This window comes from Simonsiella muelleri ATCC 29453 (genome assembly GCF_002951835.1).
Lineage (GTDB): Bacteria > Pseudomonadota > Gammaproteobacteria > Burkholderiales > Neisseriaceae > Simonsiella > Simonsiella muelleri.
The window spans coordinates 1842849-1869696 of record NZ_CP019448.1; the positions used below are offsets into that span (position 1 = coordinate 1842849).

Genomic DNA, 26848 nt, shown 5'->3' on the forward strand with positions numbered 1-26848 from the left:
TATTCACAAACAACTATTTGATAAATTTTAATATTTGTGAAATATACCTCAGTTTAACAAAATTTTCAGCAGATAAATTCGTCTGCTCAAAATCTTTTGCTAAACGTCCAGACCAACCTAACCATGCAAACGTTCGTTCTACAATCCAACGTTTGGGCAGAATATGCCAAGAAATATCTTGAATTTTCTTTGAAATCTCAATAGTTAAACCCAACTGTTCTGATACTTCACGCTCAAATGTATTCCGATAACCTGCGTCTGCACAGAAACCTTTTAAACTCGGATAGGTCTCAAACGCTTTTTTTGTTACAAAAATACCTGCTTTTGTGTCATGAATATTGGCTGCATGAACCACAACAGACAATAGATCACCCAACGTATCAACAGCTATATGTCGCTTACGATCTTTGATTTTTTTACCTCCATCAAAACCTTTATCATGTGCGCTAGAAGCTGTTTTGACACTTTGTGAATCAATAATGGCATAAGTTGGCATCGCTTGTTTTTGCACGCCTTTTAAAGCATTGATTAAGGAATTACCATTGAGCCAGTCTTCTATCAACAGATTTAGTAAAACTTTTTTGTGTGTTGCGTTCATTTTCAATCCTTTCAGAATCAATAGAATGGGCGACAATCCTGAAATATTTTTCAGGCAGCCTGAAACTCAAACGGATTCAACAACTGAACACCTGTTGTCGCAAAATCAGCCGTGTTTCGCGTAACCAAAATTAAGCGATGTTGCAATGCAGTCGCCGCAATCCAAGCATCATTTTCAGGCGATTTATTTGGAACGTGCAAAGTCGCGCAAATCGCCGCCGTTGTGTCATCAATCGGCAAAATCCGCCCACGCATAGACGGCTTGAACGTATGCTTATGCTCAAACCATTGGCGCAAAATCACGCCTTGCGCTGGGTTTTTGTGCATCATGCCTAGGGGCTAATGACATTTTAGCTATAATTTCAACCAAATCAAAGCACAAGCTAATGATACAGTACTTTCATAATTACGTTTTAATTTATCGTACCGTGTTGCCAGCGCACGAAAATGCTTTAATCGTGCAAAAGCGTTTTCTACCAAGTGCCTGATTTTATATAAATACCAATCTGTGCCCACATTAAGATGTTCTCTATTTTTCTTATATGGAATATTGGCTTTACTTTGTTTAGACTGAATTAACCGACGAAAAGTATCACTGTCAAAACCCCTATCAGCACACACGGTTTCATTATCACTTAAATCCAATTGTGCCAATAAATCAGGCGCAACAACAATATCATTTACATTACCAGCTGTAATGATAAATTCAATTGGATTACCACAAGCATCAACCGCTAAATGAATTTTAGACGTATGACCACCGATACTCTTACCAACAGCTTGATGCGTAATGGATTGTTTACCCATACCGTGTTGATGAACGCGGATATGGCTACCGTCCATAAAGACCCATTCCATATCGGGTGTATCTACCAAATGTTTGAATAATCGGGTAAAAATACCGCGTTTAGACCAGCGATTGAAACTTTGGTAAAGGCTGTTTGCTTTACCAAAATAACTAGGTATATCAGCCCATTGGCAGCCTGTACGTAAGCGAAATAGGATACCTTCTACTGTTTTGCGTAAATTTTTCTTGCGATAAATGCCAAGCTGTTTCAAAATAGGCAACAGTCTTGACCATGTTTCATTTGTAAGCGTGTTTCGGGACATGGCAAAGGTTTGGGATGGTTGCGTGGAAACAATATCTTAAATCCTTTGCCTCTTTTTTTGAATTGTCAATAGCCCCTACGGTGAAGATGCGCGTTTGAACATTGGTCCGAAAGGGTTTACAGGCGAAAAATACGGTGGCGCAACTTATTGGGATACAGAAGCGTATGCTGTGCCGTTGTATTTGGCGTTGGCTGAACCAAGTGTTACGCGAAACTTATTGAAATATCGTCATAATCAATTGCATCAAGCACAACACAATGCACGTCAACAAGGTTTGGCGGGTGCATTGTATCCGATGGTTACGTTCACAGGCGTGGAATGCCACAACGAGTGGGAAATCACATTTGAAGAAATCCACCGCAACGGCGCAATTGCTTACGCGATTTACAATTACACCAATTACACAGGCGATGAAAGCTATTTGGCAAAAGAAGGTTTGGAGGTATTGGTGGAAATTTCGCGATTCTGGGCAGACCGCGTGCATTTTTCCAAACGCCATAATCAATATATGATTCATGGTGTAACAGGTCCAAATGAATACGAAAACAACATCAATAACAACTGGTACACCAATACTTTGGCAGCATGGGTACTGAACTACACGTCTGAAGCTTTGGCAAAATATCCACGCCCCGATTTGCAAGTGAGTGCAGATGAATTGGCAAAATGGGCGGATATCATCACCAAAATGTACAAACCATACGACAAAGATTTGGACGTATTTGTGCAACACGATGGCTTTTTAGACAAAGACATCCGCCCTGTTTCGGCATTATCGGCAGATGATTTACCGCTTAATCAAAAATGGTCATGGGACAAAATTTTGCGCTCGCCATTTATTAAGCAAGCTGATGTTTTACAAGGGATTTACTTCTTTGGCAATCAATTTAGCCTGCCTGAAAAACAACGCAATTTTGATTTCTACGAACCGATGACTGTTCACGAAAGTTCATTGTCGCCGTCTATCCACGCTATTTTGGCAGCAGAATTGGGCAAAGAAACCAAAGCCGTGGAAATGTACCAACGCACCGCGCGTTTGGATTTGGACAACTACAACAACGACACCGAAGATGGTTTGCACATCACGTCCATGACAGGTTCGTGGCTGGCAATTGTGCAAGGTTTCGCACAAATGAAAACATGGGATGGCAAATTGAGTTTTGCGCCATTTTTGCCAAGTGTGTGGTCGGGTTTTGCGTTCCATGTGAACTATCGCGGTCGTTTGCTGAAAGTTTCCGTGAATAAGCAAACGGTTGAAATTTCATTGTTGAAAGGCGATGCTTTGGAAATTGAAGTTTATGGCGAACGCGTAAAATTGACGAATAATTTTCAGGCAGCCTTACAAAAATCAGGAGCAAAATCATGAGTTTTCAAGCAGTTTTGTTTGATTTAGATGGGGTCATTACCGACACAGCGGAATATCATTTTTTGGCGTGGCAGGCGTTGGCGCAAGAACTGGGTATTCACATTGACCGCCAATTCAACGAGCAATTAAAAGGTGTATCGCGTGAAGATTCATTAAAACGCATTTTGGCGCATGGTCATAAAACCGTTTCTGATATTGAATTTATGCAATTGGCTGAACGCAAAAATGCCAATTATGTAACAATGATTCAAAAAGTTACACCAAATGATGTTTACCTTGGTATTTTGGATTTGCTGAAAGACTTACGCGCCAATGGCAAAAAAATTGCGCTGGCATCGGCGAGTAAAAATGGTCCATTTTTGTTGCAACAAATGCAATTAACGGATTATTTTGATGCGATTGCCGACCCTGCGAAAGTCGCTGCATCTAAACCTGCGCCCGATATTTTTCAGGCAGCCGCACAAGGCGTGGGGGTTGATGTGCACGAATGTATTGGCATTGAAGATGCGGCGGCTGGTGTGGCGGCGATTAAAGCAGCAGGCGCGTTACCGATTGGCGTAGGCAAAGCGGAAGATTTGGGCAATGATATCGCGCTGGTGTCGCAAACCAATCAATTAACATTTGACTATTTAAATGACGTTTGGCAACAATCACGCGGATAATTCGTAGTAAATATTCAGGCAGCCTGAAAAAATCTTTCAGGCTGCCTGAATACAACACAAACCCCAAAAAATCAATATTTTCAGGGGCTTTACATAATTACAAGCCGCTTAAACGAGCTGTATCTTGTGCAATCATCAATTCTTCATTCGTTGGAATGACAACCGATGGAACTTTGCTGTCAGCAGTAGTAATGATACCATCTTTACCGAAACGCGCCGCCAAGTTGGCTTGTTCATCAACTTCAAAGCCCAAAAATGAGCAATAATTCAATACCTTGGCACGAATAATATCCGAGTTTTCACCAATACCACCCGTAAACACCAACGCATCAATACCACCGGCAGCCACCGCCATAGATGCCACATATTTTGCCAAACGATAAGAGAAAATTTCTAATGCCAATTTCGCACCTTCATGACCTTTGATGGCTTCTTCTTCAATAGTACGACAATCGCTAGACAATTCAGAAATCCCCAACAAACCGCTTTGTTTATTCAATAAATTGGTTACTTCTTTCACAGACAAATTCAAATTGTCTGCCAAAAATTCGTACACACTCGCATCAATGTCGCCAGCACGCGTACCCATTACCAAACCTTCCAATGGTGTGATACCCATTGATGTATCTACAGATTTACCGTTTCTGATGGCTGCCACAGACGCGCCATTACCCAAGTGTGCCACCACAAAACGCGAATCATTAATGTCTTTACCCAAAAAACGAGCGGCTTCGGTTGCCACAAAACGGTAGCTCGTGCCATGGAAACCATAGCGACGCAAACCCAATTCACGATACAAGCGACGCGGTACGGCATAAATGTAGGCGTGTTCTGGCATCGTTTGGTGAAATGCGGTGTCAAACACAGCAACATTTGGCAAGCCTTTGAAAATATTTTGTGCAGCGTAAATACCCAATAAATTCGCTGGGTTATGTAATGGTGCAAGTGGGATACATTTTTCAATCGCCGCAATCACATTATCATCAATCAAAACAGAATCACTATACAATTCGCCACCGCTTACCACACGATGACCAATAGCAGCAATTTGGCTTTCCAAACCCATGGCTTTTAATTTGTCCAACATGGCACCCACTGCGCCAGTGTGATTGGGTTCTGCGGTCAATTCTACTTTCTCTTTTTGACCGTTCACTTTAAATGTGATGTACGCGTCAGGCAAACCCAATTTTTCGCCCAAGCAGCTTAACAGCACATCGCCAGTTTCTTTATCCAAAACCGCGCCTTTCAATGAAGACGAACCGCAATTCAAAACCAAAATCAATTGAGACATAATTAACTCCAAAAATAAAAAATAATGTCGTTTGTGAAAACGGCGTATTTTACACGTTTTTGGATTTTCAGGCAGCCTGAAACCTGTGCCAAACAAATCAAAAAAAGCCGAAATGTAAGAACCATAAGCGTTGTGTTTATGGTCGTTTAAAATCAAAAAAGCATGACATAACCAGAATTAACATAGTAAAACAGCATATCAAATGCTTTTAAATGAAAAAACTTCCATTCAGAAAAACAGCAAAAATGCCTTATCACACGCGCTATTTTGTGCCTTAATGACAGAGAATACACCATCAGAAAGGTTTTGCATGGGTTTCAGGCTGCCTGAAAAGGGGAAAATTTGCTATAATTCACGCCTTAAAAATATTTTCAGGCAGCCTATCATGTCCGTAACCAGTACCACGATTGTTACACCACAACTTATTGCTTTTGAAAAACCTTTTGCGTTGCAAAATGGGCATATTTTACCGCGTTTTGATTTAATGATTGAAACCTATGGCACACTGAATGCGTCCAAAAGCAATGCTGTTTTAATCTGTCATGCATTATCGGGAACACATCATGTTGCAGGACGACATCACGCAGATGATAAATACGCTGGTTGGTGGGATAATATGGTTGGTTCAGGAAAACCCATTGATACCGATAAGTTTTTTGTGATTGGTTTAAATAATTTGGGGGGATGCGCAGGTAGTACAGGTCCTTTATCGCAAAATCCCGAAACAGGCGCAGATTATGGTGCGGATTTTCCTGTGGTTACGGTGCGTGATTGGGTTAATTCGCAGGCAATGTTGGCGGATTATTTGGGGATTACTGAATGGGCGGCGGTAGTGGGCGGCAGTTTGGGGGGAATGCAGGCGTTACAATGGGCGATTGATTTTCCGAGACGAGTGCGTCATGCGTTGGTTATTGCCTCATCGCCACGTTTGAGTACGCAAAATATCGCGTTTAACGATGTGGCACGACAAGCCATTTTGACAGACCCCGATTTTCACGGTGGGCATTACACACGCCATAACACCAAGCCACGTCGTGGTTTGCGCATTGCGCGAATGATGGGGCATATCACTTATTTAGCTGAAAATGGATTGGGCAAGAAGTTTGGGCGACAATTACGTGGTAATGAATTTAATTTCAATTATGATATTGATTTTGAAGTGGAAAGTTATCTTCGCTATCAAGGGGACAAATTCGCCGATCATTTTGATGCCAATACCTATTTGTTAATGACCAAAGCATTGGATTATTTTGACCCAGCCGCAGAACACAATAATCAATTAACAGCAGCCGTCAGCAGCGCACAAGCCAAATTTTTTGTGGCAAGTTTCAGCAGTGATTGGCGATTTGCACCATCTCGCTCACAAGAATTGGTTAAAGCACTGATTGCAGAGAAGAAAAACGTGCAATATGTGGAAATAGAATCACATCACGGACATGATGCATTTTTGATGGAAGACAAACCTTATATTGATGCGGTGCGTGCTTTTATGTTGAATATCAAGGTGTAGTCATGAAAACATTCAAAGAATTACTCATTGGATTTTGTGTCATTGCGTTGCTGATGGTAGCGTATGTGAATTTGCCGATGGAGTGGCGACGATACAAAGACATTCGCGTTGGCAATAAACTCATCACGCAAGTGGCAAATTACCAGCAAAAAAATCACAGGCTGCCTGAAAACCAAGAAACGTCCATTTTATTGCAACTGGGTTTTCATCAAAACAAACAAGGTTGGCAGCCTAATTATCGCAAATTAAATGCGCAAAATTTTCAAATTATTTATGCAGACGGTTACGATGCACCTTATTTGGCGTGGGATTCAGCGAACAAAACCTGGGCTTTGGTGCAAAACAAATGATTCACAACAAAAGTGATGAGCGAAAAATATTTTTCGCCTATTTTTTTGATTTTACTGCATGATTTTTTGGACCAAAACATCAGCTAAATCAGGTTGAATGGTTGCACGAATGGGCAATACCCACACATGATTTGGCACTGAATCTGATAATTTAATGGCATCTTTTTCGGTAATAAAGACATAATCTGCCACAGGTAAATTTGCTAAATTAATGCTGGTGTGGTCAGGTAATACGCATTTTTGCTTTATATCAAAACCCAAATTTTTCAATGAATTAAAAAATCTTTCAGGGCGAGCAATGCCGGCTATTGCCGCACAAGTTTCGTGCTTTTTCAGGCTGTCTGAAAGCAGCACGTCATGTGGTTGATTCAAACGATAAGGTGCAAATATCTGAATTTGACTGGTAAATAATTTTTCAGGCTGCCTGAAAAACGTTTGTGCGCGAACCAGTATATTTTCATCCGAATTACTAATAATAATAAAATCAACATATTGCAATCTTGTTATTGACTCGCGTAAACCACCATTCGGTAAATAATCCAAATCATCACGCCCCACATCCGCCGCAGGAAAAACCGCAATTTCAATATCACGTGCCAATGAGTAATGTTGCAAACCATCATCTGAAACAATAACTTGTAAATCAGGATGTTGCGCTAATAATGCCATACCAGCAGCGTAACGGTCTTTACCCACGGCAGTCGGTGCGTATGTTTGGCAATACAGCATAAGCGGTTCATCACCTGCTTGTTCGGCGGTGCTATCATGCTGCAAAACATGAATATCGCGCAATTTTCTGCCATACCCGCGACTAATTATCCCCACTTTGATACCACGTTCTTGCAAATCGCTAACCAGTTTGGCAACGATTGGCGTTTTGCCCGTACCACCAACGTGAATATTGCCCACCACAATCACAGGAATCGGCAATTTTTGCGTTTTCAGGCTGCCTGAAAGGTATTTTTGGCGGCGATTTTGGGCGATGTAGGCAAATATTTTAGCCAGCGGCGACAAAATCACACTCAAAATAGGATTGGGTTTTTGCCAATGCTTTTCAATTATTTTATTTAAATTCATTCACTTGAATCCACTTTCAGGCTGCCTGAAATTATTTTTGGTGTGATTTTTTGCTGCTCACTTGGCGTTTTTTCACTTTGCCACCGCTATTGCGGTCTTTTTCGTCTTTTCGGTTTTCGCGTTTGGCAATACGATTACTCAATGTAACACGGCGTAGCGGTTTATTTTTGGTTTTTTCTGCCACCTCATCATATGGATTTTCGCTGACATTGTATTGAATGCGCAACGGCGTACCTTGCAAATTAAACGCTTTACGGAAAGTTTGCGTGAGATAGCGCGTGTAGCTGTCGCCAATCGCGTGCAACGAATTACCGTGAATCACAATCACGGGCGGATTCATGCCGCCTTGATGCGCGTAACGCATTTTGGGGCGCATCAAACCCGCGCGTGGCGGTTGTTGGCGTTCAATTGCGCTTTGTAAAACGCGTGTGATTTTTGGCGTAGGCATTTTGATGAACGCGGCATCGTAAGCAGCTTGAATGCTGTCAAATAAGCCGTCAATACCCTTTTCTTTGAGTGCAGAAATATAATGAAACTTAGCAAAATCAAGGAAATACAATTTTCGTGCAATATCGCGTTTAATGTCGTTGCGGCGTTCTTCGGAAATGCCGTCCCATTTATTCACAGCAATCACCAACGCGCGTCCAGCTTCCAGCGCAAAACCCGCAATCGTGGCATCTTGATCCGCAATATCTTGTTGCGCGTCCAACACCAAAACCGCCACATTTGCAGCTTCAATGGCTTGCATCGCTTTGATAACTGAAAATTTTTCCACTGCTTCATCTACTTTACCGCGTTTACGGACACCAGCCGTATCGATAATGGTAAACGGCTTGCCTTCGCGTTCAAAATCAATGTGAATGCTGTCGCGCGTTGTGCCAGCCATATCAAACGCAATCACGCGCTCTTCGCCCAAAATTGCATTGACCAATGTGGATTTACCCACATTCGGACGACCAATCACAGCAAAAACAGGGTGTTTGTTTTCAGGCTGCTCATCACTGGTATCGGGGAATTTTTCCAACACATCTTCAATCAGATAGTAAACGCCATCGCCATGCGCCCCTGAAATCACATAAGGCTCACCCAACGCCAATTCATAAAATTCCGCCGCCAAAATGGGACGGTTACCGCCCTCGCCTTTATTGACTGCCAAAAATACAGGGCGTGATGATTGGCGCAAACGGTCGGCGATAATTTTATCTTGTGGTGTCAAGCCTGTACGCGCGTCCACTAAAAAAATCACAGCATCGGCTTCGTCTACCGCTTGCAAGGTTTGTTTTGCCATTTCGTGCAAAATACCGCTGTCTACAACAGGTTCAAAACCGCCTGTATCTACTACTAAATAAGGTTTGCTGCCAACGCGTCCGTGTCCATAATGTCGGTCGCGTGTCAAACCTGGCAAATCGTGTACCAGTGCGTCCTTTGTTTTGGTTAAACGGTTGAATAAGGTGGATTTTCCCACATTAGGTCTGCCGACTAGGGCGATGGTTGGTTTCATAATTATTCTTTCTTCTGTTTCAGGCTGCCTGAACATTTTGACAGCAAGCAGGTGCAAAATGCACAGTTAATCAAATTTAATAAGCGTGAATAAATAGCTTAGGCAGCCTCACGCTTTTCAGGCTGCCTGAAAATCACAATTGCGCCATTTTCAATTGCAATAATTCACGATTTGGTGAATCTTCGGACAATTTATCCAATGCCAATTTATAGGCGGCGACGGCTTCTTTGGTTTTACCTTGTGCGGTTAGGACATCGCCTTTGGTTTCGTTGATGATGGGTGCAAAACTCTCGTCAACAGGTGTATTTAAAACGGTCAGTGCATCGTCAAATTTTTTCTGCTGTAATAAAACCACCGCCAAATTTTTAGCTGCACTGGCTTGAAATAACGCATCTTTTTGATTTGCCAATACCCAACGGTATTGCGTTGCGGCTTCGTCCAATTTACCTGCATCAAATAATGATTTGGCGGTTTCTAAACTGGCTTGCCCTGCGGCAGCTGTTTGGCTAAATTTTTGTTGTAATTCGGTTAATTTGGTTGCATCGCCTTGTACTTGGCTGGCAAGTGCGGCGGCTTTTTCATTTTTGTCTTTGACTTGTCCCTTGTAAATCACATTGCCCAAATAGCCCAATGCCGCCGCCACCAACAGTGCAAATAGCCATTTGCCACCATTTCGCCATAAATGTTTTGCATTTTCAATTTCTTGTAATTCTTCGTGATGTGCTGACATGGTTATTTCCATTCATTTAATTGTTGAACCAATTGCGCGGCTGGGACGGTAATTTGTCCTTTATCTTCACGCAAATCTTTGATGGTAACTAAGTTTTCTTCAATTTCTGATTCTGCAATAATCAAGCCAAATCGCGCCCCTGAATCATTGGCTTTTTTGAACTGATTTTTTAATTTGGTGCTGCCTGAAAATTGTGCCACATTAAAACCATTTTCGCGCAAAGTCGCAGCGTGTTGCATTGCCACCAAAGTGGATTGTTCGCCCTGTTGCATCACGAACACATCGGGCGTGTGTTCGGTTTTCAGGCTGCCATATTCGCACACCAGCAACAATAAGCGTTCAATGCCCATGGCAAAACCAATGGATGCAGCAGGTTTTCCGCCCAGTTCTTCAATTAAACCATCGTAACGACCACCGCCACAAACAGTTGCTTGTGCGCCTAGTTTGTCGGTTGTCCACTCAAAAACCGTTTGATTGTAGTAATCCAAACCACGTACCAAGCGTGGATTTTCCACAAATTGGATATTCAAACCATTCAACAATTTTTTGACGGTTTTGTAATGGTTTTGGGAATATTCACCTAAAAAATCTACTAATTTCGGTGCATTATTGCAAATTTCTTGCAAATCAGGATTTTTGGTGTCCAAAACACGCAAAGGATTGGTGTGTAAACGGCGTTTGCTGTCTTCGTCCAATTGGTTTTCAAATTTTGTCAAATATTCAACCAAAGCCGAACGATGCGCTGCGCGTTCTTCGCGATTACCCAAGCTATTTAATTCCAAAGTCAAATAATCCAAAATACCCAATTCACGCCACAAATTGGCGCACATGGCAATCAACTCAACATCAATATCGGGTGTTTCGTAGCCCAATGCTTCAATACCGACTTGATGAAATTGGCGATAACGTCCTTTTTGTGGGCGTTCACGGCGAAACATGGGTCCCATGTACCACAGTTTTTGTGGACCATTATGCAATAAATTATGTTCCACCACCGCTCGCAAACAACTTGCCGTGCCTTCTGGACGCAAAGTCAAGCTCAATGTATCGTTGCTGTCCGAAAATGTGTACATTTCTTTGCCGACTACGTCCGTTTCTTCGCCGATGGAGCGGACGAATAAACCTGTTTGCTCCACAATTGGCGTGCGAATTTGATTGTAGCCAAAACGTTTTGTCCATTTTTGAATCGTGTTTTCAAATGCTTGCCAATTGGCTGATGTGAGTTTGAAATCTTTTTGTTCTACGGGCAAAAGGTCGTTCATGCCTTTTACGGATTGGATTTTTTGTCCCATTTTTTATTATTCCGAAAGATTAGAAATATGTTGCAGGCTGCCTGAAAAATATTTCAGCGTCAAAATTTAAATAGCGGTGAATTATAGCTTATTTTTCAGCATGAAATTCGCCTGACATTCATACCAACTGGAATAAAAATCATTTCATGTTGGTGATGAAGACAGGTTCTTGATTTTTAAGCATCATACTTTTTGAAGCACTACCTGATTTTAAATTTACAAAATGGTTTGATTCAGGCTGACTTTCTACCAATTTTATCTAGAATATTGGCGGAAATACGCCCATTCTTCTACTTCTTGACCGTTTGGCAAAACACACATACCGTATTCTGCACCTGTTTTGTCGTTGCGCATCACGGATTGACCACCCTGTTTTACACAAAATTCAGATGCGGGATTTGCCATACCAACTTGCGGCGCAGGTACTGTATTGGCACACGCTGCTAAACCTGTTGCAATAGATGTTAACATCATGATTTTTTTCATAATAAAAACTTTCTAAAAGATGATTTTTTGAAAAGGTTTCAGCCCAAAAATTGCTTAACCAAACATACGGTTAATGATTTTTTCACCTTTAATTTGATGCCACACTGCCATCGCAACGTGCCCAGCAACCACCACAAACAGCGCAAATCCCAATTCTCCATGCAGTTGATTACCCAATTGCACCAAAGATTCAATTTTTTGTGGCGCGGCAGGAATTAACGTGATGCCAAAAACGTCCAGCCCCCCTTTTGCGTTGGCATATTGACGCAATGCCCCCAACAATGGTACCCCCAACATCAGTACATACAATAAACCATGCCCGGCTTTCGCAACCATCAAATTAGGTGGTCGGCGTTTATGGTTGATGATTGCCCAAATCAAACGAATCACGCCTAAAATCAGCAACAACACACCCACTGATTTATGATAACTCATTAAACTAAAATACTTTTCATCAATATTAAACGCCACCGCCGTCGCAAACATAAATAGAAAACCAGCCGCCATCAAACCGTGTAAGATGCGGCTGATTGTGCCATATTTTTCCCAATTATCGTGTTTCATAGTATGTTCCTTCCATTAATAGTTAAAAAATTATAATCATAATAATCGGCGGATTATAAAATGAAATTCATCAAACAAGCAAAAGCAAACGTAAAAAAATCAGGTTTAATGTGTAAAAAAACTTGAAATTTTGTAACGTGTCTGTATAATGCCAATCCAGTAGCGGGTCTCCTCGCATGATGATTTTAAACAACGGGTCAGGGGCGGAAGCCAGCAGCCCACTTAAGAAAGTCAGTGCCGAGGGTTTGGCTCGCTACCCAATGTTTTTTCATGATGATTTCCTTTCTGGTTGAAACAAAAACCCATTTCCTAGTGTGAAATGGGTTTTTGTTTGATTCTAGGATTTACGCTTCTGCAACCGATTCTCGCGCAAAGGTTTTTTCACAATAATAACATTTGAGTTTCACCAAACCATTTTGCTGCTGAACATGAAATTGACTCGTAACAGGCTCACTGTGGCTGGCGCAATTCGTATTCGGGCAACAAAACACCGCACTAATGCTTTCAGGTAGCGTCAACCGCATTTTTTTTACTACACGAAAATTCTCAATCTGATTCACGACCGCATTCGGTGAAAACAACGCCAATTGGTTCGCATCGTGTTCATTAAACATAACATCTTTGATTTTAATAATGTCTTTGCACCCCTGACTTTGACTCGGTAAATTAAACCCCACCGTAACCGCATTGCCATAATGCAATAATTTAAATTGCCGCAAAATCGTTAAACCCAAACCTGCTGGAATATGGTCAATAACCGTGCCATTTTCAATCGCTTCTACGCTTAATTTTTTGTTTTCCATCGCTTAAATTTCCTTAAAATGTTTTTCAGGCAGCCTGAAACATACCACCTAATCAATATGCTCATTTAACAACAATGCCAACATCGCCATTCGCGCGTACACACCATTGGTCGCTTGCTCAAAATAATACGCGTACGGCGTGTTGTCCACATCAGGCGCAATCTCATCTACGCGTGGCAACGGATGCAACACGCGCAAATTTGCTTTCGCATTCGTTAACAGATTGGCGTGCAAATTAAATTTACCTTGAATTTTCGCAAATTCCTCCGCATCAAATCGCTCACGTTGCACACGCGTCATGTACAAAATATCCGCCCATTCAATCGCATCTTCCAAATTCGCTAAAATTTGCCATTTCGTGCCGTGTGCGTCCAATTCTTGGGTAATGTAGTCAGGCATCGCCAAACTAGGCGGCGACACAAACGCAAATTCACAATCAAATAATTTTAACGCCTGTGCCAAAGAATGCACCGTACGCCCATATTTTAAATCGCCACACATCGCAATTTTCAAATTTTTCAGGCTGCCTTGCGTTTCATAAATCGTTACCAAATCCAACAAAGTTTGGCTAGGATGCTGATTCGTGCCATCGCCTGCGTTAATCACTGGCACTTGCGAAAATTCCGCTAACACACGCGCTGCGCCATCTTTGGGGTGGCGTTGAATAATGGCATCGGCGTAACTGCTGATGATACGCGCGGTGTCAGCGAGCGTTTCGCCTTTTTTCGCGCTGGTGTTTGCGCCATCGGAAAAACCAATGACTTTGCCCCCAAACGTTGGACGGCGGTTTCAAACGACAACCGCGTCCGTGTTGACGGTTCAAAAAAACACGATGCAATCAATTTGCCAGCCAACAAATCATCACGCGGTTGCTGTTTTAATTGCAAAGCGGTGTCCAATAATAATTGCAATTCATTGACGTTTAAATCGGCAATGGAAATCAGGTTTTTGCGATAAAGTAAATTGGGCATTATTTTTTCTTTCAATTGCTAAATTGCTTTCAGGCTGCCTGAAAAACAAAAACCTGCTTGATAACAAACAGGTTTTTCAAAAACAACATTGCGCCACAACGTGTGTGGTTGAACAAAAATCAGCGCGTGGACACAATTTCATTAGATTGATACTTTCGTGAAAAAGGAACAAATTCAGAGTGCATTCTATGCTTTTTCAGGCAGCCTGAAAAGGTGGAATTAACGATTTGGTGCGATGAATCATAGTCAAATCCATCAAATTCTATTATCATCAATGAGTTCGTTCAGGCAGCCTGACTTTTAATTTTGGCTGTTTGGTATCACAAACTTTTTGATTTTAAGGAGACATAATGCGTTTACAAACTGCTTTGTTGCCTTTGCTGCTTGCGCCTGTTTGGGCAAATGCAGCTGGTTTCAATGGCGCGGAATTAAGTTTAATGTGGGGGATTCCTTTTGCATTGATTTTATTGTCCATTGCGACTGGTCCACTCTTTTTTGCACACACTTGGCATCATCATTTTGGCAAAATCACGGCTGGTTGGACATTATTGTTTTTATTGCCGTTCACTTTAATTTTTGGTTTAAGTGAATCTATCCATTTGATTGCTCATGCTTTAGTTGGCGAATACATTCCGTTTATTGCACTGCTGTTTGCGTTGTACACGATTTCGGGAGGGATTTTAGTGTGGGGCAATTTACAAGGCTCGCCCAAACTCAACACCGCGATTTTGGCAATTGGCACGATGCTCGCATCTATTATGGGAACGACTGGCGCAGCAATGCTGATGATTCGCCCCTTGCTCAAAGCCAACGATAACCGCAAACATAAAGTTCACGTAGTGGTATTTTTTATCTTTTTGGTGGCAAATATTGGAGGCGGTTTAACACCATTAGGCGACCCTCCACTCTTTTTGGGTTTCTTGAAAGGCGTGGATTTTGGCTGGACGGTAATTCATATGTTTCCGCCAGTTTTAATTAGTTCATTGATTTTATTGTCAGTATTTTATTGGCTGGACAGCAAATATTTCAAGCAGCCTGATGAAATCTTGCCGCATGACCCCACTCCAACCAACGCCCACGTAGACTTTGAATACGTTGATCGTGTCAAAATTTACGGTAAAATCAATTTCTTATTATTGGCAGGTGTGGTTGGTGCGGTATTGTTGTCGGGTTTATGGAAACCCAACGTAGGCATCAGCGTGTTGGGGACAATGTATGAACTGCAAAACTTGGTACGCGATATTATTTTGATTTTATTAGCCATTATTTCCATGAAAATCACACCGAATCAGGTTCGTGCAGGCAATGAATTCAATTTTGACCCCATCATGGAAGTAGGTAAATTATTTTTGGGCATTTTCATTACCATTTCACCTGTTTTGGCGATTTTACAAGCTGGCGAAAAAGGCGCATTTGCCAATTTAATCGCATTGGTACACAACAACGCAGGCGAACCGATTAACACGATGTATTTTTGGATGTCGGGTGTGTTGTCGGCATTTTTGGACAACGCACCGACTTATCTGGTATTTTTCAATATGGCAGGTGGCGATCCACACGAATTGATGCGTGGCAATTTATTCCACACTTTACTTGCTGTTTCAATGGGTTCGGTGTTTATGGGAGCATTGAGCTACATCGGTAACGCACCTAATTTCATGGTCAAAGCCATCGCCGAACAACGCAAAGTGAATATGCCCAGCTTTTTCGGTTATATGAAATGGTCGTTCGGAATTTTGGTACCGCTGTTTATTTTACATACGTTTATTTTTTTCGTGTTTCAATGGTTATAATAATCAAAGATTGGTCATAACCAATTAATTCATCATGCGAAAATATTTTCAGGCTGCCTTAATATTTGAATTAAGGCAGCCTGAAAATCATTTTTATAGTCAGAACACAATTAATGCACTGTAATAATTTGAATGGTATTGGTTGCACCCGACTCACGCATACGCAAGCCACTGGTAATAATGTATTGGTCGCCAGCCTTCAATACATCGCGTTCTACCAATAAATTTTCCACTTCTTGTAACGCAGTTTCGTGGTCGGTACTGGTCGCCAAATTCAACGGACGCACACCACGATACATTGCCATGCGACGTTGTGCTTTTTCACTTGGGGTCAGTGCGTAAATCGGAATCAAAATACCATAACGACTCACTTTAAATGCCGATGTGCCACTTTCAGTCAATGCCACAATCGCTTTGGCATTGGTTGTACGCGCCAAATGCACTGCTGCACTGGCAATCGCATTCAATGAATTGCCTTCTACCGCCACATCATCATCTTTCACGCCCACCAATGAATCTTGTTCTTTTTCAGCAGTCGCGCAAATCATGGCCATTTGACGAACCGTTTCAAATGGATACGCACCAATCGCCGTTTCAGCCGAACACATTACCGCATCAGTACCGTCCAACACCGCATTCGCCACGTCGCTCACTTCAGCGCGAGTAGGCACGGGATTGGTAATCATGCTTTCCATCATTTGCGTGGCGGTGATGCTAAAACGCCCCATTTCACGCGCACGGCGAATCATGCGTTTTTGCAAAGCAGGCACAGCCGCATTACCCACTTCCACTGCCAAATCGCCACGCGCCACCATGATGCCATCAGATGCTTCAATGATTTCGTCCAAATTTTCAATGGCCTCAATACGCTCAATTTTAGACACCAAACCTGGCTGCACGCTAATACCCAAAGCCGCGCATTCTTTGGCAACGGCTTCACGCGCCATGTGCATATCTGCCGCATTTTTCACAAAACTCACAGCCAAATAATCGCAACCAATTTTCACAGCAGTTTTCAAATCACAGAAATCTTTTTCGGTAAATGCACCAGCCGACAAGCCTCCCCCTTGTTTATTAATGCCTTTATTGGATTTTAAATAATGACTGTTGTTGGCAACGGTTAAAATTTCGCTGCCTGATACACTTTGCACCGTAACCGTTAACAAACCATCGTCCAGCAACAGGATATCGCCAGCTTTCACATCGTTTGGCAATTCACGATAATCCAAACCAATGCGCTCACGGCTGCCTTCACCGACCAAAGCCGCGTCAAACAACACTTTTTCACCAGTCGCAATGTCCACACCACCATTTAGTAATTTAGATACGCGAATTTTCGGACCTTGCAAATCCGCCATAATCGCTACTTCGCGTCCAGCTTGGCGAGCGGCTTCACGAACAATTTGCGCATTTTCTTCATGAAATTCGGGCGTACCATGGCTGAAATTGAAACGCACAACGTGCAAGCCGCCAACCGTAATCATGTCGCGTAACAAATCCACGTTGTTGCTACCTGGCCCTAAAGTTGCCACGATTTTGGTATTGTGGCGGATACGGGTTAAGTCTCGTTTTAAACTCATATTTTTGTCCTAATCTAAGTTGATTAATAAAATGTCGGGAAAATAATCTTGTAAGATTATAACGCAATTTAACTAAAATTCGTCTGATTTTCATCAAAAATGATACAATTATGAAAGATTATTACGAGAATATTTCAGGCAGCTTGCATGCTAGTAGCACTCCTAATTGGATTAGCGTGAAATTCAACGCAGCAGACGTGCTAAATGGGGCAAAAAGACATCGCGCTTGGCGATAAATACAGGTTCTTAAATACATCTAAAATCGTATTCAACTAATTAAAAATATTTTAAATCTGTATAGCCTGCCACATTCACTTCATAAACAAATTGTCAATAAACTTTGTGATTATTCTGCTTCGTTAATCCAAGCCATTTGAATGGCTTCCAAAACTTTCTCGCCACAGCGACTGGCATCATCATCAAAATCAGGCAATGCCATAATTAAATCACGCAATTGTGTGAAACGAACGGTTTTAGGGTTAATTTCGGGGTGATTATCGTAGAGTTCTTCGGCGATGCATTGTGTATCGGTCCATTTCATAATTAAGCTCCAAAAATGAGAAATTCAATTATTATACATTGAAAGGCTGCCTGAAAAAGCGCAAAATACCACACTTTCCAACCATTTTGAATTGAAGGAAAGCACATGACTCATCAACTTCATCCCCAAACTTTAGCCATTCGTGGCAGCAAAGAACAAACCGCCTACAACGAACACCAGCAAGCCTTATTTTTAACCAGCAGCTTTATGTTTGACAGTGCAGCAGATGGTGCAGCTATTTTTGCAAAACAAAAACAAGGTTTTACTTATTCACGCACGGCAAACCCAACCGTAACCACTTTCCAAAAACGCATCGCCCAATTGGAACAAGCTGAAGAAGGCATTGCCACAGGTACAGGCATGGCAGCGATTCAGGCAGCCTTATTGACCTTTTTGAGTGCAGGCGACCACTTAATCAGCAGCCGCAGTTTGTTTGGCACAACAGCTGGATTTATTACTGGGCATTTAATGCGCTTTGGTATTGAAGTAACATTTGTTTCACAAACTGATGTGTCTGAATGGGAAAAAGCCATTCGTCCCAATACCAAAATGTTGTTTTTGGAAACACCGTCCAATCCATTGTGCGAAGTGGGCGATTTGGAAAAGTTAGCCGAATTGGCACACAAAAACAATGCACTATTGGCAGTAGATAACGCGTTTTGTTCACCAGCTGTGCAGCAACCGTTAAAATTTGGTGTGGATTTGTCGGTACAATCTGCCACCAAAGCCATTGACGGACAAGGTCGCGTGTTAGGCGGTATTGTGTGTGGCAAAGCAGAATTAATTCAAAAAATTGCGTTGTATGTTAATTCTATGGGCTTGAGTTTATCGCCATTTAATGCGTGGATTTTATTAAGTGGCGTGGAAACCATGTTGCTGCGTGTGCGTGAACAAAATCAAGCAGCACTCAAAATCGCTCAATGGCTACAAAAACAACAGAAAATTCAAAAGGTTTATTATTCGGGGCTGCCTGAAAATCCACAAGTCGAATTGGTCAAAAAACAGCAAAGCGGTGGTGGTGCGGTGTTGGCATTTGAAGTAAAAGGCGGACAAGAAGCCGCTTGGCAACTCATTGACCAAGTTAAAATCTTCTCTAAAACTGCCAATTTTGGCGATGTACGCTCCACCATTACCCACCCATGGACAACCACTCACGGCAGAATGTCTCCTGAAGACAAATTAGCAGCAGGCATCACAGATGGCTTATTGCGTATCGCGATTGGTTTAGAATATGTTGATGATTTGATTTGGGATTTACAACAAGCGTTGGGCGAATAATCCCTTAAAATCATTCACTCATTTATTTTCAGGCAGCCTGATAATATATTGCAAGGCTGCCTAAACACACACATCATCTTAAAGGATAACTCATTATGTCAGAAGAAGAATTTGCGGCGATTGCATTTAAAGTTTGCATCACGGTTTTTGTGATTTTTTTGGGCTTTATTATTTGGAATTTGGGTAAAGAATCCAAAGCAGGAAAATTTGGCACGGCAATTTTGTTTTTGGTGCTGGGATTGGGGATTGCGGGGTTTTTATTTAAAAACGTGCTGATTAAATTAATGATGTAAAAATGATGTAAAATTTAGCCATCCATATTTTTAAGAAAGTACATTATGCAACGCGATTGCGCTTTAGATAGAGAAGGTTATCGCCCTAATGTTGGTATCATATTAATTAATAAAGAAAATAAAGTATTTTGGGGCAAGCGCGTGCGCGAACAATCGTGGCAATTCCCACAGGGAGGCATCAAACCCAGCGAAAGCCCCGAAACTGCTATGTTTCGTGAATTGTTTGAAGAAGTTGGTTTATTGCCCGAACACGTCAAAATTTTGGGACGGACACGCGATTGGTTGCGTTACGATGTGCCAACGCATTGGGTCAAACGCGAATGGCGCGGCGCGTATCGCGGACAAAAGCAAATTTGGTTTTTGTTACGACTGGTGGGGCGTGATAACGATGTGTTTTTACGCGCCACGCAACAGCCCGAATTTGATGCATGGCGATGGACAGACTATTGGTATCCAATTGACGAAGTGATTGAATTTAAAAAAATAGTTTATGAACGCGCTTTAACCGAATTGTCGCGTTTCATTCCCAACATGGAAAGCATGGGCGAATATTTGGGACGCATTTTGGAAGAACGTAAAACGCATCATAAATCTATTTAAATCAAAAAGTTATTTAATTTTCAGGCAGCCTGAAATTATTTTTTTATAATGACAGTCTTTCTAAGCCAACTGATGGTCGCCGTTTGTTACTACCTACAATTAAGAACCTGTGTTCATAATCTTAATAGTTTGCTTTTATCGCTACTCTTACGAACACAGGTTCTAAAAAATATGAAAGAATAAGTTAAATGAAAATAGCTACTTGGAATGTAAATTCACTCAATGTTCGTCAGCCGCAAGTGATGGAATGGCTGATGAATGAGCAACCCGATGTGTTGGCTTTACAAGAATTAAAATTGGAGCAAGATAAATTTCCCCTTGCCGCGCTGCAAATGATGGGTTGGAATGCAGTGTGGTCGGGGCAGAAAACGTATAACGGCGTTGCGTTGATTAGTCGTCATGAATTGACCGATGTGCAAACTGGATTGCCTCAAATGCCCAATGACCCACAACGTCGCGTGATTGTGGCAACTGTGAATGGTGTGCGCGTGATAAATGTGTATTGCGTGAATGGAGAAGCATTGGACAGCCCAAAATTTGCATATAAACGCGAGTGGTTTGCTGCGCTAACCCATTTCGTGCGAGATGAATTAGCGCGTTATGCGGATTTGGTGTTGTTGGGTGATTTTAATATTGCGCCCACTGATGAAGATGTGTACGACCCGAAAAAATGGCATGAACAAATTCATTGTTCCAGTGAAGAGCGCAGTTGGTTTAAAAATTTGTTGGATTTGGGTTTAACCGATGGTTTACGTCATGCGAATCCAATTGGCAAATTTTATACTTGGTGGGATTATCGTGGTGCGATGTTTGAAAAAGGGCTGGGGTTGCGGATTGACCATATTTTGGTCTCAGATAATTTGATTGACAAACTTCAACAAGTTGTGGTGGACACCCACACCCGTGCTAACGAACGTCCCAGCGATCATGCACCAGTGCATGCCGATTTCCAAATTTAACAAAATCTTTAGAACCTGTATTCACAGCCATTCGTACCAACTGGGACAAAAATCCATTTCATGTTGGCTATGAATACAGGTTCTTAAATATTTTGTGAATTTATTTTTCAGGCTGCCTGAAAAACGGTAAAATTAACGGAGCAATTCTCAGGCAGCCTGAAAAACCAAAATTCATCTCTAGGAATCCCACTATGGAACAAAACAACGAAATCATTCACATCCATCCACACGATTTACCTTTGCATTGTGCTGGTGCACAAACCGAAAAATGGAACGGACATCCACGCGTATTTTTACCAATCCAATCCAATAGCCAAATTGAATGCCCTTATTGTGGAACAATGTACCAATTGGACGGCGAAGCCAAAGGACACCACTAATGGCAAATCCACAAGTTACCCCTATTGACCGCCCTAAATTGACCCTACCCAATAGCGCAGATAAGTTGTTGCTGCATTCTTGTTGTGCGCCGTGTTCGGGCGAAGTGATGGAAGCGTTGCTGGCAAGTAATATTGATTACACAGTATTTTTTTACAATCCGAATATCCACCCATTAAAAGAATACGAAATTCGCAAAAACGAAAACATCAAATTCGCTGAACAACATGGTGTTCCATTTATTGACGCAGATTATGACGTAGACAACTGGTTTGAACGCGCCAAAGGCATGGAATATGAACCCGAGCGCGGTATTCGTTGTACGATGTGTTTTGATATGCGATTTGAACGCACGGCGTTGTATGCGCATGAAAATGATTTTCCTGTGATTACCAGCAGCTTGGGCATTTCACGTTGGAAAGATATGAACCAAATCAACGGTTGCGGACACCGCGCTGCCGAAAAATACCCGAATATAACTTATTGGGATTTTAATTGGCGTAAAGGTGGCGGTTCGGCGCGTATGATTGAAATCAGCAAACGCGAGCATTTTTATCAGCAAGAATATTGTGGTTGCGTGTATTCATTACGTGATACCAATGCTTGGCGACGCGAAAAAGGGCGTGATGCGATTAAAATTGGTGTGAAATACTATGGCGATGAAGAAGAATAATCCATAATTCATCAGGCAGCCTGAAAGGTGAATTTTCAGGCTGCCTGATTTGTTATTTAACGTAAGTCAAATAATGTTCATAGTCGGGATTGCGACCTTGCACAATGTCAAAGAAACGTTGTTGCAATTCGGTGGTTAATTCGCCACGTGCGCCGATACCAATTTGACGGTTATCAATTTCGCGGATTGGGGTAACTTCGGCGGCCGTTCCTGTGAAAAAGACTTCGTCAGCGACATACAATTCATCACGCGTGATGCGTTTTTCTACGACTTCCACGCCTAATTTTTTGGCAATTTCAATGATGGTACGGCGCGTGATGCCATCTAAAGCCACATCTAATGCGGGTGTGAATAATTTGCCACGCGATACAACAAAGATGTTTTCGCCCGAACCTTCTGCAACATAACCTGTTGAATCTAATAAAATAGCCTCATCATAGCCATCGTGATGGGCTTCGGTGTTTGCTAAGATAGAATTCATATAATTGCCACTGGCTTTGGCTTTAATCATGGTGATGTTTGGGTGATGGCGCGAGAAACTGCTGATTTTACAGCGAATCCCTTGTTTCAGGGCTTCTTCACCCAGATACGCTCCCCAAGCCCACGCTGCCACAATGACTTGAACATCATCGGATTGTGGTGCAATACCTAATTTGTTTGAGCCATAAAATGCAATGGGACGAAAATAGCAAGATTTCAGTTCATTGGCTTTGACCACGTCAATATGTGCTTGATTAATTTCATCTTTGCTAAATGGGATATTCATACCAAAAATTTTGGCAGAATCAAATAAGCGGTTTGTGTGATCTTGCAGGCGGAAAACAGCTGTACCTTTAGGTGTTTCATAGGCGCGGACGCCTTCAAATACAGATAAACCATAATGTAATGAATGTGTTAATGTGTGTGTTTTGGAATCGCGCCATTCTACTAGTTTACCGTTGTGCCAAATTTTGCCATCGCGGTCGTCCATTGTGAGTGCCATGTGTTGCTTCCTTCTGTATATAGGATTGGGATTGAGAGAAAATTTTTCAGGCTGCCTGAAAACCCATTTTGTATCAAAACAACAAAAATCAGCCCCAAATTATACACTTTGAACGTGATTAAACAAGCGCAACCGTATCAAAAAACGCCCAAATCGTTTACACTATCGCCATTTTTTTATTTCACTAAATGAAGGTTTGAATTATGAAATTGATGAAAATTATTTCTTGGATTATCAAAGGTGTGATTTTGTTGTTGCTGTTGATTGTGGCATTTTTAAACACGCAAAACGTGCAATTTACTTATTTGCCAGAACAATCTACCCAGTTGCCATTGATTGTGATTGTGTTTGGTGGATTTGTGGTGGGTGCGGTGTTTGGTTTGTTTGCGATGTTTGGACGCTTACTGCGTTTACGTAGTGAAAACAATCGATTGCGTAACGAGGTGCAAAAATCAGCACGTTTGACAACCGAAGCCATCAGCGCACCTGTAGCCAAACCCGCTGTTTCAAATAATAAAGTTACAAAATAATCAATAAGTTGATTTTCAGGCTGTTTTTAATATGGTGAAATAATATTCCACTGTATATTTGGGCAGCCTGAAAAATTTAGGATATTTTTATGGATATGGATATTTGGTGGTTGCTCGTGCCGATTGCGTTGCTGCCGATTTTTTTTGCCATGGGCTGGTTTGCGGCGCGTGTGGACATGAAAACCGTGTTAAAACAAGCCAAAACCATACCAAGCGGTTTTTACAACAGTTTGGACGCTTTGGTTGACAAAAATACAGGCAAGGCAGCGCGAAATCTCGCCGAAGTCATTGACCAACAACAGGGTTCTTACGATTTGAATTTGACTTTGGGTAAATTGTATCGTCAGCGTGGCGAGAACGATAAAGCCATTGCCATGCACAAAACGTTGTTAAATTCGCCTGATACGGTCGGTGAGAAACATGAACGCGTGCTGTATGAATTGGGTTTGAATTATCAAAGTGCAGGTTTGGTGGACAGAGCCGAACAAATTTTCATTGAATTACAAAAAGGTAACATGGCAAAACAAGCCAATGAGGTGTTACTCAATATTTATCAACAAGACCGTGATTGGGAAAAAGCCATTGCCACAGCACAATTATTGTCGCACGACAATCAAACATATCAATTTGAAATTGCACAATTTTATTGTGAAATGGCGCAGGCTGTATTGTTTCAATCTCATTTTGATGAGGCGCGAGAATACGTTCAGGCTGCCTTAAATGCCAACCCAAAATGCACACGCGCTAATATGATTTTGGGCGATATTGAACAAAAACAAGGTAATTTTGGTGCAGCTATTGCGGCATATTCTGCCATTGAAAAGCAAAATCATGCTTATTTAAGCATGGTGGGTGAGCGTTTATACGATGCCTATGACGCGATGAGTAAACCCGAAGATGGCTTGAATGTGTTGATTGGTTATGCCAAAACGTTTCCTGCTTTGGATTTGATTAACGTCATTTATGAAAAATCGCTGTTGCTGCACGGCGAAGAAAAAGCCAATCAAATCGCGGTGGAATTGGTACGCCTCAAGCCTGATTTGAATGGTATGTATCGTTTATTGGGCTTGCAGATGTCGGATTTGAATCCGCAATGGAAAGCCGATGCGGACATGATGCGTGGTGTGATGGGGCGTCAATTGCAGAAATCATGGATGTTTCGTTGTAGAAATTGTCATTTTAAATCACAGGTTTATTTTTGGCATTGTCCTGCGTGTAATAAATGGGAAACGTTTACACCTAATAAAATTGAGGTGTGATTGTTTCAGGCAGCCTGTAAAGATGGTTGATTATTTGAAAGGGGACATGGCGTATCGCCGCCATACCCACTCTTGTGCGTTTCACGTTGGTTTGTAAGATTTTTATTTTTGGGTTGCCTAAAGATTGAGAAACAGGCGTATAATTGTTTTGAATAACACAAAAAATATTAAAATTACATGGAACACAAATTATGGCTGAACAACCGAATTCAAATAATTTGCCCAAAGAGCAAGTGATTCAATTGTATAAAAAAGCTGAGCGCATTCATCCGAAAAAAGCCACAGGCAAATATGCGAACTTACGTATTTTAATGATTCTTGTGACGCAATTATTTTTCTATGGGATGCCGTGGTTGATGTGGGATGACCGTCAGGCGGTGTGGTTTGATTTGGCGGGGCGGCATTTTTATATTTTTGGTTTGGTGTTGATGGCAAATGATTTATTGTTGTTGACTGGTTTACTGGTGATTTCGGCGTTTGGTTTGTTTTGGTGGACAACCATTGCTGGGCGTTTGTGGTGCGGTTACGCGTGTCCGCAGACGGTTTACACCGAAATCATGTTGTGGATTGACCACTTGGTTGAAGGCGACCGCAACAAACGCATGAAATTAGATAAAGAACCATGGAATGCGCGAAAAATTCGCATCAAATTGACCAAATATTTGCTGATTTTTGTTGTGGCGGCTTGGACAGGGATTACGTTTGCAGGTTGGTTTGTGCCGATTCGTGAGTTTGTGCCTGCCATTTTTCATGGCACGGCTGGGGCAGGTTCATTTGGAGTGGCAGCATTTTATGGTTTTGTAACGTGGTTATTTGGTCATATTATGCGTGGGCAAGTGTGTTTTTATATGTGTCCGTATGCGCGTTTCCAAAGTGCGATGTTTGACCACGATACATTGGTCATTTCGTATGATACCGAACGCGGTGAACCACGCGGTGCACGTAAAAAAAATGTTTCGCGCGAAGAAACACCGTTGGGAGATTGCATTAATTGTACGATGTGTGTGCAAGTTTGTCCGACTGGGATTGATATTCGTGATGGCTTGCAGTATCAATGTATTGGTTGCGCGGCGTGTATTGATGCTTGTAATGAAGTAATGGATAAAATGAATTATCCACGCGGTTTGATTCGTTACACCACTGAAGCTGTGTTGAACAAAGAATATACCGACGCGCAAATCAAAAAACGCTTATTACGCCCGAAAGTGGTATGGTATGGTGGTTTGTTGATGTTGGCGTTGATTGGTTTGCTGACGTTTGGTTTCACGCGGGATACGTTGAATGTGGACATCATGAAAGACCGTGCCGCAATGGCGCGTACCAATCAAGATGGTTTGCTGGAAAATACCTACCGTTTGCGTTTGACCAATGCCAGTGAAAAAACACAAATGGTTAAATTGGAAGTATCAGGATTTAAAGATATTCGCTTAACTGGGCAGCCTGAAAATGGCGTGCGTGTGAAAGGTGGCGGTAGTGAGATGGTTATTGTGCAAGTTGCCACGCAGCCTGAATACGCGCGTAAAGGCAGTCATCCGATTGTTTTTACTTTCCATTACGCGCCTGAAAACGAACCCAATAGAGTTCGCGATTTGCGTGAAAAAGCCAGCTTTATTGGCGAATAATTTATTATTTTATTCACTTTTCAGGCTGCCTATTTTTCAGGCAGCCTGAA

Annotated in this window: 29 protein-coding genes, 1 other RNA gene and 2 pseudogenes; 16 read left to right on the forward strand and 16 right to left on the reverse strand. The window is 41.9% G+C overall.

Annotated features, from left to right (window positions below):
- Positions 1–13 precede the first annotated feature (13 nt).
- From BWP33_RS09185 to BWP33_RS09195, 3 genes are read right to left on the reverse strand one after another with little or no spacing between them, the layout of a single operon-like run.
- Complete coding sequence (locus BWP33_RS09185) at positions 14–598, reverse strand: IS5/IS1182 family transposase (RefSeq protein ID WP_002641602.1); 585 nt, start codon at positions 596–598, stop codon at positions 14–16.
- Between the two features lie 50 nt (positions 599–648).
- Positions 649–927 carry a PIN domain-containing protein gene (locus tag BWP33_RS09190; protein ID WP_104930386.1) on the reverse strand — a complete coding sequence of 93 codons (279 nt, stop codon included), beginning with the start codon at positions 925–927 and terminating at the stop codon, positions 649–651.
- Positions 928–951: 24 nt separating this feature from the next.
- Positions 952–1707, reverse strand: coding sequence for an IS5 family transposase (locus tag BWP33_RS09195; RefSeq protein ID WP_002641156.1), 756 nt, complete (start codon positions 1705–1707; stop codon positions 952–954).
- 76 nt (positions 1708–1783) lie between these two features.
- Here BWP33_RS09195 and BWP33_RS09200 point away from each other — a divergent pair.
- Together BWP33_RS09200 and pgmB are read left to right on the forward strand one after the other, a co-directional pair.
- Positions 1784–3073, forward strand: a pseudogene (locus BWP33_RS09200) (glycosyl hydrolase family 65 domain-containing protein); the annotation flags it as partial.
- The gene (gene pgmB / locus BWP33_RS09205) at positions 3070–3735 is read left to right on the forward strand and encodes a beta-phosphoglucomutase (RefSeq protein WP_002641599.1); all 666 of its coding nucleotides are present in this window, start codon (positions 3070–3072) and stop codon (positions 3733–3735) included. The pseudogene BWP33_RS09200 and the gene pgmB, both read left to right, overlap by 4 nt.
- A gap of 97 nt (positions 3736–3832) precedes the next feature.
- Here the strand turns inward: pgmB and BWP33_RS09210 are convergent, their stop codons facing one another.
- A complete protein-coding gene (locus tag BWP33_RS09210) occupies positions 3833–5026 on the reverse strand; it encodes an acetate kinase (protein WP_002641598.1) in 1194 nt (397 codons plus the stop codon).
- 385 nt (positions 5027–5411) lie between these two features.
- On the opposite strand from BWP33_RS09210, the gene metX reads away from it, so the two are divergent.
- Together metX and BWP33_RS09220 are read left to right on the forward strand one after the other, a co-directional pair.
- Positions 5412–6536 carry a homoserine O-succinyltransferase MetX gene (metX, locus tag BWP33_RS09215; protein ID WP_002641597.1) on the forward strand — a complete coding sequence of 375 codons (1125 nt, stop codon included), beginning with the start codon at positions 5412–5414 and terminating at the stop codon, positions 6534–6536.
- Positions 6537–6538: 2 nt separating this feature from the next.
- Positions 6539–6886, forward strand: a complete 348-nt coding sequence (locus BWP33_RS09220) for a hypothetical protein (protein WP_002641596.1) — start codon at positions 6539–6541, stop codon at positions 6884–6886.
- 51 nt (positions 6887–6937) lie between these two features.
- Here the strand turns inward: BWP33_RS09220 and lpxK are convergent, their stop codons facing one another.
- From lpxK to BWP33_RS09250, 6 genes are all read right to left on the reverse strand, one after another.
- On the reverse strand, positions 6938–7963 hold the full coding sequence (lpxK, locus tag BWP33_RS09225; protein ID WP_002641595.1) for a tetraacyldisaccharide 4'-kinase: 1026 nt from the start codon (positions 7961–7963) through the stop codon (positions 6938–6940).
- A gap of 31 nt (positions 7964–7994) precedes the next feature.
- Entirely contained in the window at positions 7995–9464 is a 1470-nt protein-coding gene (gene der / locus BWP33_RS09230) for a ribosome biogenesis GTPase Der (protein ID WP_040628727.1), read from the reverse strand.
- 133 nt (positions 9465–9597) lie between these two features.
- Positions 9598–10194, reverse strand: a complete 597-nt coding sequence (locus tag BWP33_RS09235; RefSeq protein ID WP_002641593.1) for a YfgM family protein — start codon at positions 10192–10194, stop codon at positions 9598–9600.
- A 2-nt stretch (positions 10195–10196) separates the two neighbouring features.
- Positions 10197–11486 carry a histidine--tRNA ligase gene (hisS, locus tag BWP33_RS09240; RefSeq protein WP_002641592.1) on the reverse strand — a complete coding sequence of 430 codons (1290 nt, stop codon included), beginning with the start codon at positions 11484–11486 and terminating at the stop codon, positions 10197–10199.
- A 255-nt stretch (positions 11487–11741) separates the two neighbouring features.
- Positions 11742–11972 (reverse strand): putative hemolysin, encoded by a 231-nt coding sequence (locus BWP33_RS09245; RefSeq protein WP_002641591.1) that lies wholly within the window; start codon positions 11970–11972, stop codon positions 11742–11744.
- Between the two features lie 54 nt (positions 11973–12026).
- A complete protein-coding gene (locus BWP33_RS09250; RefSeq protein ID WP_002641590.1) occupies positions 12027–12536 on the reverse strand; it encodes a cytochrome b in 510 nt (169 codons plus the stop codon).
- Between the two features lie 161 nt (positions 12537–12697).
- Here BWP33_RS09250 and ffs point away from each other — a divergent pair.
- Positions 12698–12794: signal recognition particle sRNA small type (gene ffs / locus BWP33_RS09255), an RNA gene on the forward strand.
- Positions 12795–12880: 86 nt separating this feature from the next.
- Here ffs and pyrI read toward each other — a convergent pair.
- The 3 genes and pseudogenes from pyrI to BWP33_RS12520 all read right to left on the reverse strand — a co-directional run bounded on the left by pyrI (position 12881) and on the right by BWP33_RS12520 (position 14582).
- On the reverse strand, positions 12881–13339 hold the full coding sequence (pyrI, locus tag BWP33_RS09260; protein WP_002641589.1) for an aspartate carbamoyltransferase regulatory subunit: 459 nt from the start codon (positions 13337–13339) through the stop codon (positions 12881–12883).
- A gap of 48 nt (positions 13340–13387) precedes the next feature.
- Positions 13388–14310, reverse strand: a pseudogene (gene pyrB / locus BWP33_RS09265) (aspartate carbamoyltransferase).
- Between the two features lie 119 nt (positions 14311–14429).
- Positions 14430–14582, reverse strand: a complete 153-nt coding sequence (locus BWP33_RS12520; RefSeq protein ID WP_155999534.1) for a hypothetical protein — start codon at positions 14580–14582, stop codon at positions 14430–14432.
- Between the two features lie 78 nt (positions 14583–14660).
- Here BWP33_RS12520 and BWP33_RS09270 point away from each other — a divergent pair, with 78 nt between their 5' ends.
- Positions 14661–16103: a sodium:proton antiporter gene (locus BWP33_RS09270; RefSeq protein WP_002641587.1), complete on the forward strand. Its 1443-nt coding sequence runs from the start codon at positions 14661–14663 to the stop codon at positions 16101–16103.
- 110 nt (positions 16104–16213) lie between these two features.
- On the opposite strand, the gene pyk is transcribed toward BWP33_RS09270, so the two are convergent.
- On the reverse strand, positions 16214–17683 hold the full coding sequence (gene pyk / locus BWP33_RS09275) for a pyruvate kinase (RefSeq protein WP_002641586.1): 1470 nt from the start codon (positions 17681–17683) through the stop codon (positions 16214–16216).
- A gap of 110 nt (positions 17684–17793) precedes the next feature.
- Here pyk and BWP33_RS13170 point away from each other — a divergent pair, with 110 nt between their 5' ends.
- Positions 17794–17919, forward strand: a complete 126-nt coding sequence (locus tag BWP33_RS13170; RefSeq protein WP_263479604.1) for a hypothetical protein — start codon at positions 17794–17796, stop codon at positions 17917–17919.
- A gap of 110 nt (positions 17920–18029) precedes the next feature.
- On the opposite strand, the gene iscX is transcribed toward BWP33_RS13170, so the two are convergent.
- The gene (iscX, locus tag BWP33_RS09280) at positions 18030–18224 is read right to left on the reverse strand and encodes a Fe-S cluster assembly protein IscX (protein ID WP_002641585.1); all 195 of its coding nucleotides are present in this window, start codon (positions 18222–18224) and stop codon (positions 18030–18032) included.
- 105 nt (positions 18225–18329) lie between these two features.
- Here iscX and metZ point away from each other — a divergent pair, with 105 nt between their 5' ends.
- From metZ to BWP33_RS09310, 6 genes are all read left to right on the forward strand, one after another.
- On the forward strand, positions 18330–19502 hold the full coding sequence (metZ, locus tag BWP33_RS09285) for an O-succinylhomoserine sulfhydrylase (RefSeq protein ID WP_002641584.1): 1173 nt from the start codon (positions 18330–18332) through the stop codon (positions 19500–19502).
- A 95-nt stretch (positions 19503–19597) separates the two neighbouring features.
- Positions 19598–19795: a DUF2788 domain-containing protein gene (locus BWP33_RS09290; RefSeq protein ID WP_002641583.1), complete on the forward strand. Its 198-nt coding sequence runs from the start codon at positions 19598–19600 to the stop codon at positions 19793–19795.
- 45 nt (positions 19796–19840) lie between these two features.
- On the forward strand, positions 19841–20395 hold the full coding sequence (locus tag BWP33_RS09295; RefSeq protein ID WP_002641582.1) for an RNA pyrophosphohydrolase: 555 nt from the start codon (positions 19841–19843) through the stop codon (positions 20393–20395).
- A gap of 188 nt (positions 20396–20583) precedes the next feature.
- Entirely contained in the window at positions 20584–21354 is a 771-nt protein-coding gene (xth, locus tag BWP33_RS09300; protein ID WP_002641581.1) for an exodeoxyribonuclease III, read from the forward strand.
- 191 nt (positions 21355–21545) lie between these two features.
- Complete coding sequence (locus BWP33_RS09305; protein WP_002641580.1) at positions 21546–21734, forward strand: zinc-finger domain-containing protein; 189 nt, start codon at positions 21546–21548, stop codon at positions 21732–21734.
- Positions 21734–22405, forward strand: coding sequence for an epoxyqueuosine reductase QueH (locus BWP33_RS09310; protein ID WP_002641579.1), 672 nt, complete (start codon positions 21734–21736; stop codon positions 22403–22405). The genes BWP33_RS09305 and BWP33_RS09310 overlap by 1 nt, the downstream gene beginning before the upstream one ends.
- A 52-nt stretch (positions 22406–22457) precedes the next feature.
- Here the strand turns inward: BWP33_RS09310 and BWP33_RS09315 are convergent, their stop codons facing one another.
- A complete protein-coding gene (locus BWP33_RS09315; RefSeq protein ID WP_002641578.1) occupies positions 22458–23387 on the reverse strand; it encodes a branched-chain amino acid transaminase in 930 nt (309 codons plus the stop codon).
- Between the two features lie 212 nt (positions 23388–23599).
- Here BWP33_RS09315 and BWP33_RS09320 point away from each other — a divergent pair, with 212 nt between their 5' ends.
- The 3 genes from BWP33_RS09320 to ccoG all read left to right on the forward strand — a co-directional run bounded on the left by BWP33_RS09320 (position 23600) and on the right by ccoG (position 26798).
- A complete protein-coding gene (locus tag BWP33_RS09320) occupies positions 23600–23917 on the forward strand; it encodes a LapA family protein (RefSeq protein ID WP_040628838.1) in 318 nt (105 codons plus the stop codon).
- Between the two features lie 89 nt (positions 23918–24006).
- Complete coding sequence (gene lapB, locus BWP33_RS09325; protein ID WP_002641576.1) at positions 24007–25176, forward strand: lipopolysaccharide assembly protein LapB; 1170 nt, start codon at positions 24007–24009, stop codon at positions 25174–25176.
- Positions 25177–25367: 191 nt separating this feature from the next.
- The gene (gene ccoG, locus BWP33_RS09330) at positions 25368–26798 is read left to right on the forward strand and encodes a cytochrome c oxidase accessory protein CcoG (protein ID WP_002641575.1); all 1431 of its coding nucleotides are present in this window, start codon (positions 25368–25370) and stop codon (positions 26796–26798) included.
- Positions 26799–26848: the final 50 nt, after the last annotated feature.

Bases quoted from the DNA above. Each gene is read 5' to 3' on its own strand.
- BWP33_RS09220 (WP_002641596.1), top strand. From the start codon at position 6,539: ATGAAAACATTCAAAGAATTACTCATTGGATTTTGTGTCATTGCGTTG.
- lpxK (WP_002641595.1), bottom strand. From the start codon at position 7,963: ATGAATTTAAATAAAATAATTGAAAAGCATTGGCAAAAACCCAATCCT.
- metX (WP_002641597.1), top strand. From the start codon at position 5,412: ATGTCCGTAACCAGTACCACGATTGTTACACCACAACTTATTGCTTTT.
- BWP33_RS09245 (WP_002641591.1), bottom strand. From the start codon at position 11,972: ATGAAAAAAATCATGATGTTAACATCTATTGCAACAGGTTTAGCAGCG.
- BWP33_RS09250 (WP_002641590.1), bottom strand. From the start codon at position 12,536: ATGAAACACGATAATTGGGAAAAATATGGCACAATCAGCCGCATCTTA.
- BWP33_RS09310 (WP_002641579.1), top strand. From the start codon at position 21,734: ATGGCAAATCCACAAGTTACCCCTATTGACCGCCCTAAATTGACCCTA.
- metZ (WP_002641584.1), top strand. From the start codon at position 18,330: ATGACTCATCAACTTCATCCCCAAACTTTAGCCATTCGTGGCAGCAAA.
- BWP33_RS12520 (WP_155999534.1), bottom strand. From the start codon at position 14,582: ATGATAATAGAATTTGATGGATTTGACTATGATTCATCGCACCAAATC.
- BWP33_RS09195 (WP_002641156.1), bottom strand. From the start codon at position 1,707: ATGTCCCGAAACACGCTTACAAATGAAACATGGTCAAGACTGTTGCCT.
- iscX (WP_002641585.1), bottom strand. From the start codon at position 18,224: ATGAAATGGACCGATACACAATGCATCGCCGAAGAACTCTACGATAAT.
- BWP33_RS09320 (WP_040628838.1), top strand. From the start codon at position 23,600: ATGAAAATTATTTCTTGGATTATCAAAGGTGTGATTTTGTTGTTGCTG.
- xth (WP_002641581.1), top strand. From the start codon at position 20,584: ATGAAAATAGCTACTTGGAATGTAAATTCACTCAATGTTCGTCAGCCG.
- ccoG (WP_002641575.1), top strand. From the start codon at position 25,368: ATGGCTGAACAACCGAATTCAAATAATTTGCCCAAAGAGCAAGTGATT.
- pyk (WP_002641586.1), bottom strand. From the start codon at position 17,683: ATGAGTTTAAAACGAGACTTAACCCGTATCCGCCACAATACCAAAATC.
- BWP33_RS09305 (WP_002641580.1), top strand. From the start codon at position 21,546: ATGGAACAAAACAACGAAATCATTCACATCCATCCACACGATTTACCT.
- BWP33_RS09210 (WP_002641598.1), bottom strand. From the start codon at position 5,026: ATGTCTCAATTGATTTTGGTTTTGAATTGCGGTTCGTCTTCATTGAAA.
- BWP33_RS09185 (WP_002641602.1), bottom strand. From the start codon at position 598: ATGAACGCAACACACAAAAAAGTTTTACTAAATCTGTTGATAGAAGAC.
- BWP33_RS09190 (WP_104930386.1), bottom strand. From the start codon at position 927: ATGATGCACAAAAACCCAGCGCAAGGCGTGATTTTGCGCCAATGGTTT.
- BWP33_RS13170 (WP_263479604.1), top strand. From the start codon at position 17,794: ATGAAAGATTATTACGAGAATATTTCAGGCAGCTTGCATGCTAGTAGC.
- hisS (WP_002641592.1), bottom strand. From the start codon at position 11,486: ATGGGACAAAAAATCCAATCCGTAAAAGGCATGAACGACCTTTTGCCC.
- BWP33_RS09290 (WP_002641583.1), top strand. From the start codon at position 19,598: ATGTCAGAAGAAGAATTTGCGGCGATTGCATTTAAAGTTTGCATCACG.
- BWP33_RS09235 (WP_002641593.1), bottom strand. From the start codon at position 10,194: ATGTCAGCACATCACGAAGAATTACAAGAAATTGAAAATGCAAAACAT.
- der (WP_040628727.1), bottom strand. From the start codon at position 9,464: ATGAAACCAACCATCGCCCTAGTCGGCAGACCTAATGTGGGAAAATCC.
- BWP33_RS09295 (WP_002641582.1), top strand. From the start codon at position 19,841: ATGCAACGCGATTGCGCTTTAGATAGAGAAGGTTATCGCCCTAATGTT.
- lapB (WP_002641576.1), top strand. From the start codon at position 24,007: ATGGATATGGATATTTGGTGGTTGCTCGTGCCGATTGCGTTGCTGCCG.
- BWP33_RS09270 (WP_002641587.1), top strand. From the start codon at position 14,661: ATGCGTTTACAAACTGCTTTGTTGCCTTTGCTGCTTGCGCCTGTTTGG.
- BWP33_RS09315 (WP_002641578.1), bottom strand. From the start codon at position 23,387: ATGGCACTCACAATGGACGACCGCGATGGCAAAATTTGGCACAACGGT.
- pyrI (WP_002641589.1), bottom strand. From the start codon at position 13,339: ATGGAAAACAAAAAATTAAGCGTAGAAGCGATTGAAAATGGCACGGTT.
- pgmB (WP_002641599.1), top strand. From the start codon at position 3,070: ATGAGTTTTCAAGCAGTTTTGTTTGATTTAGATGGGGTCATTACCGAC.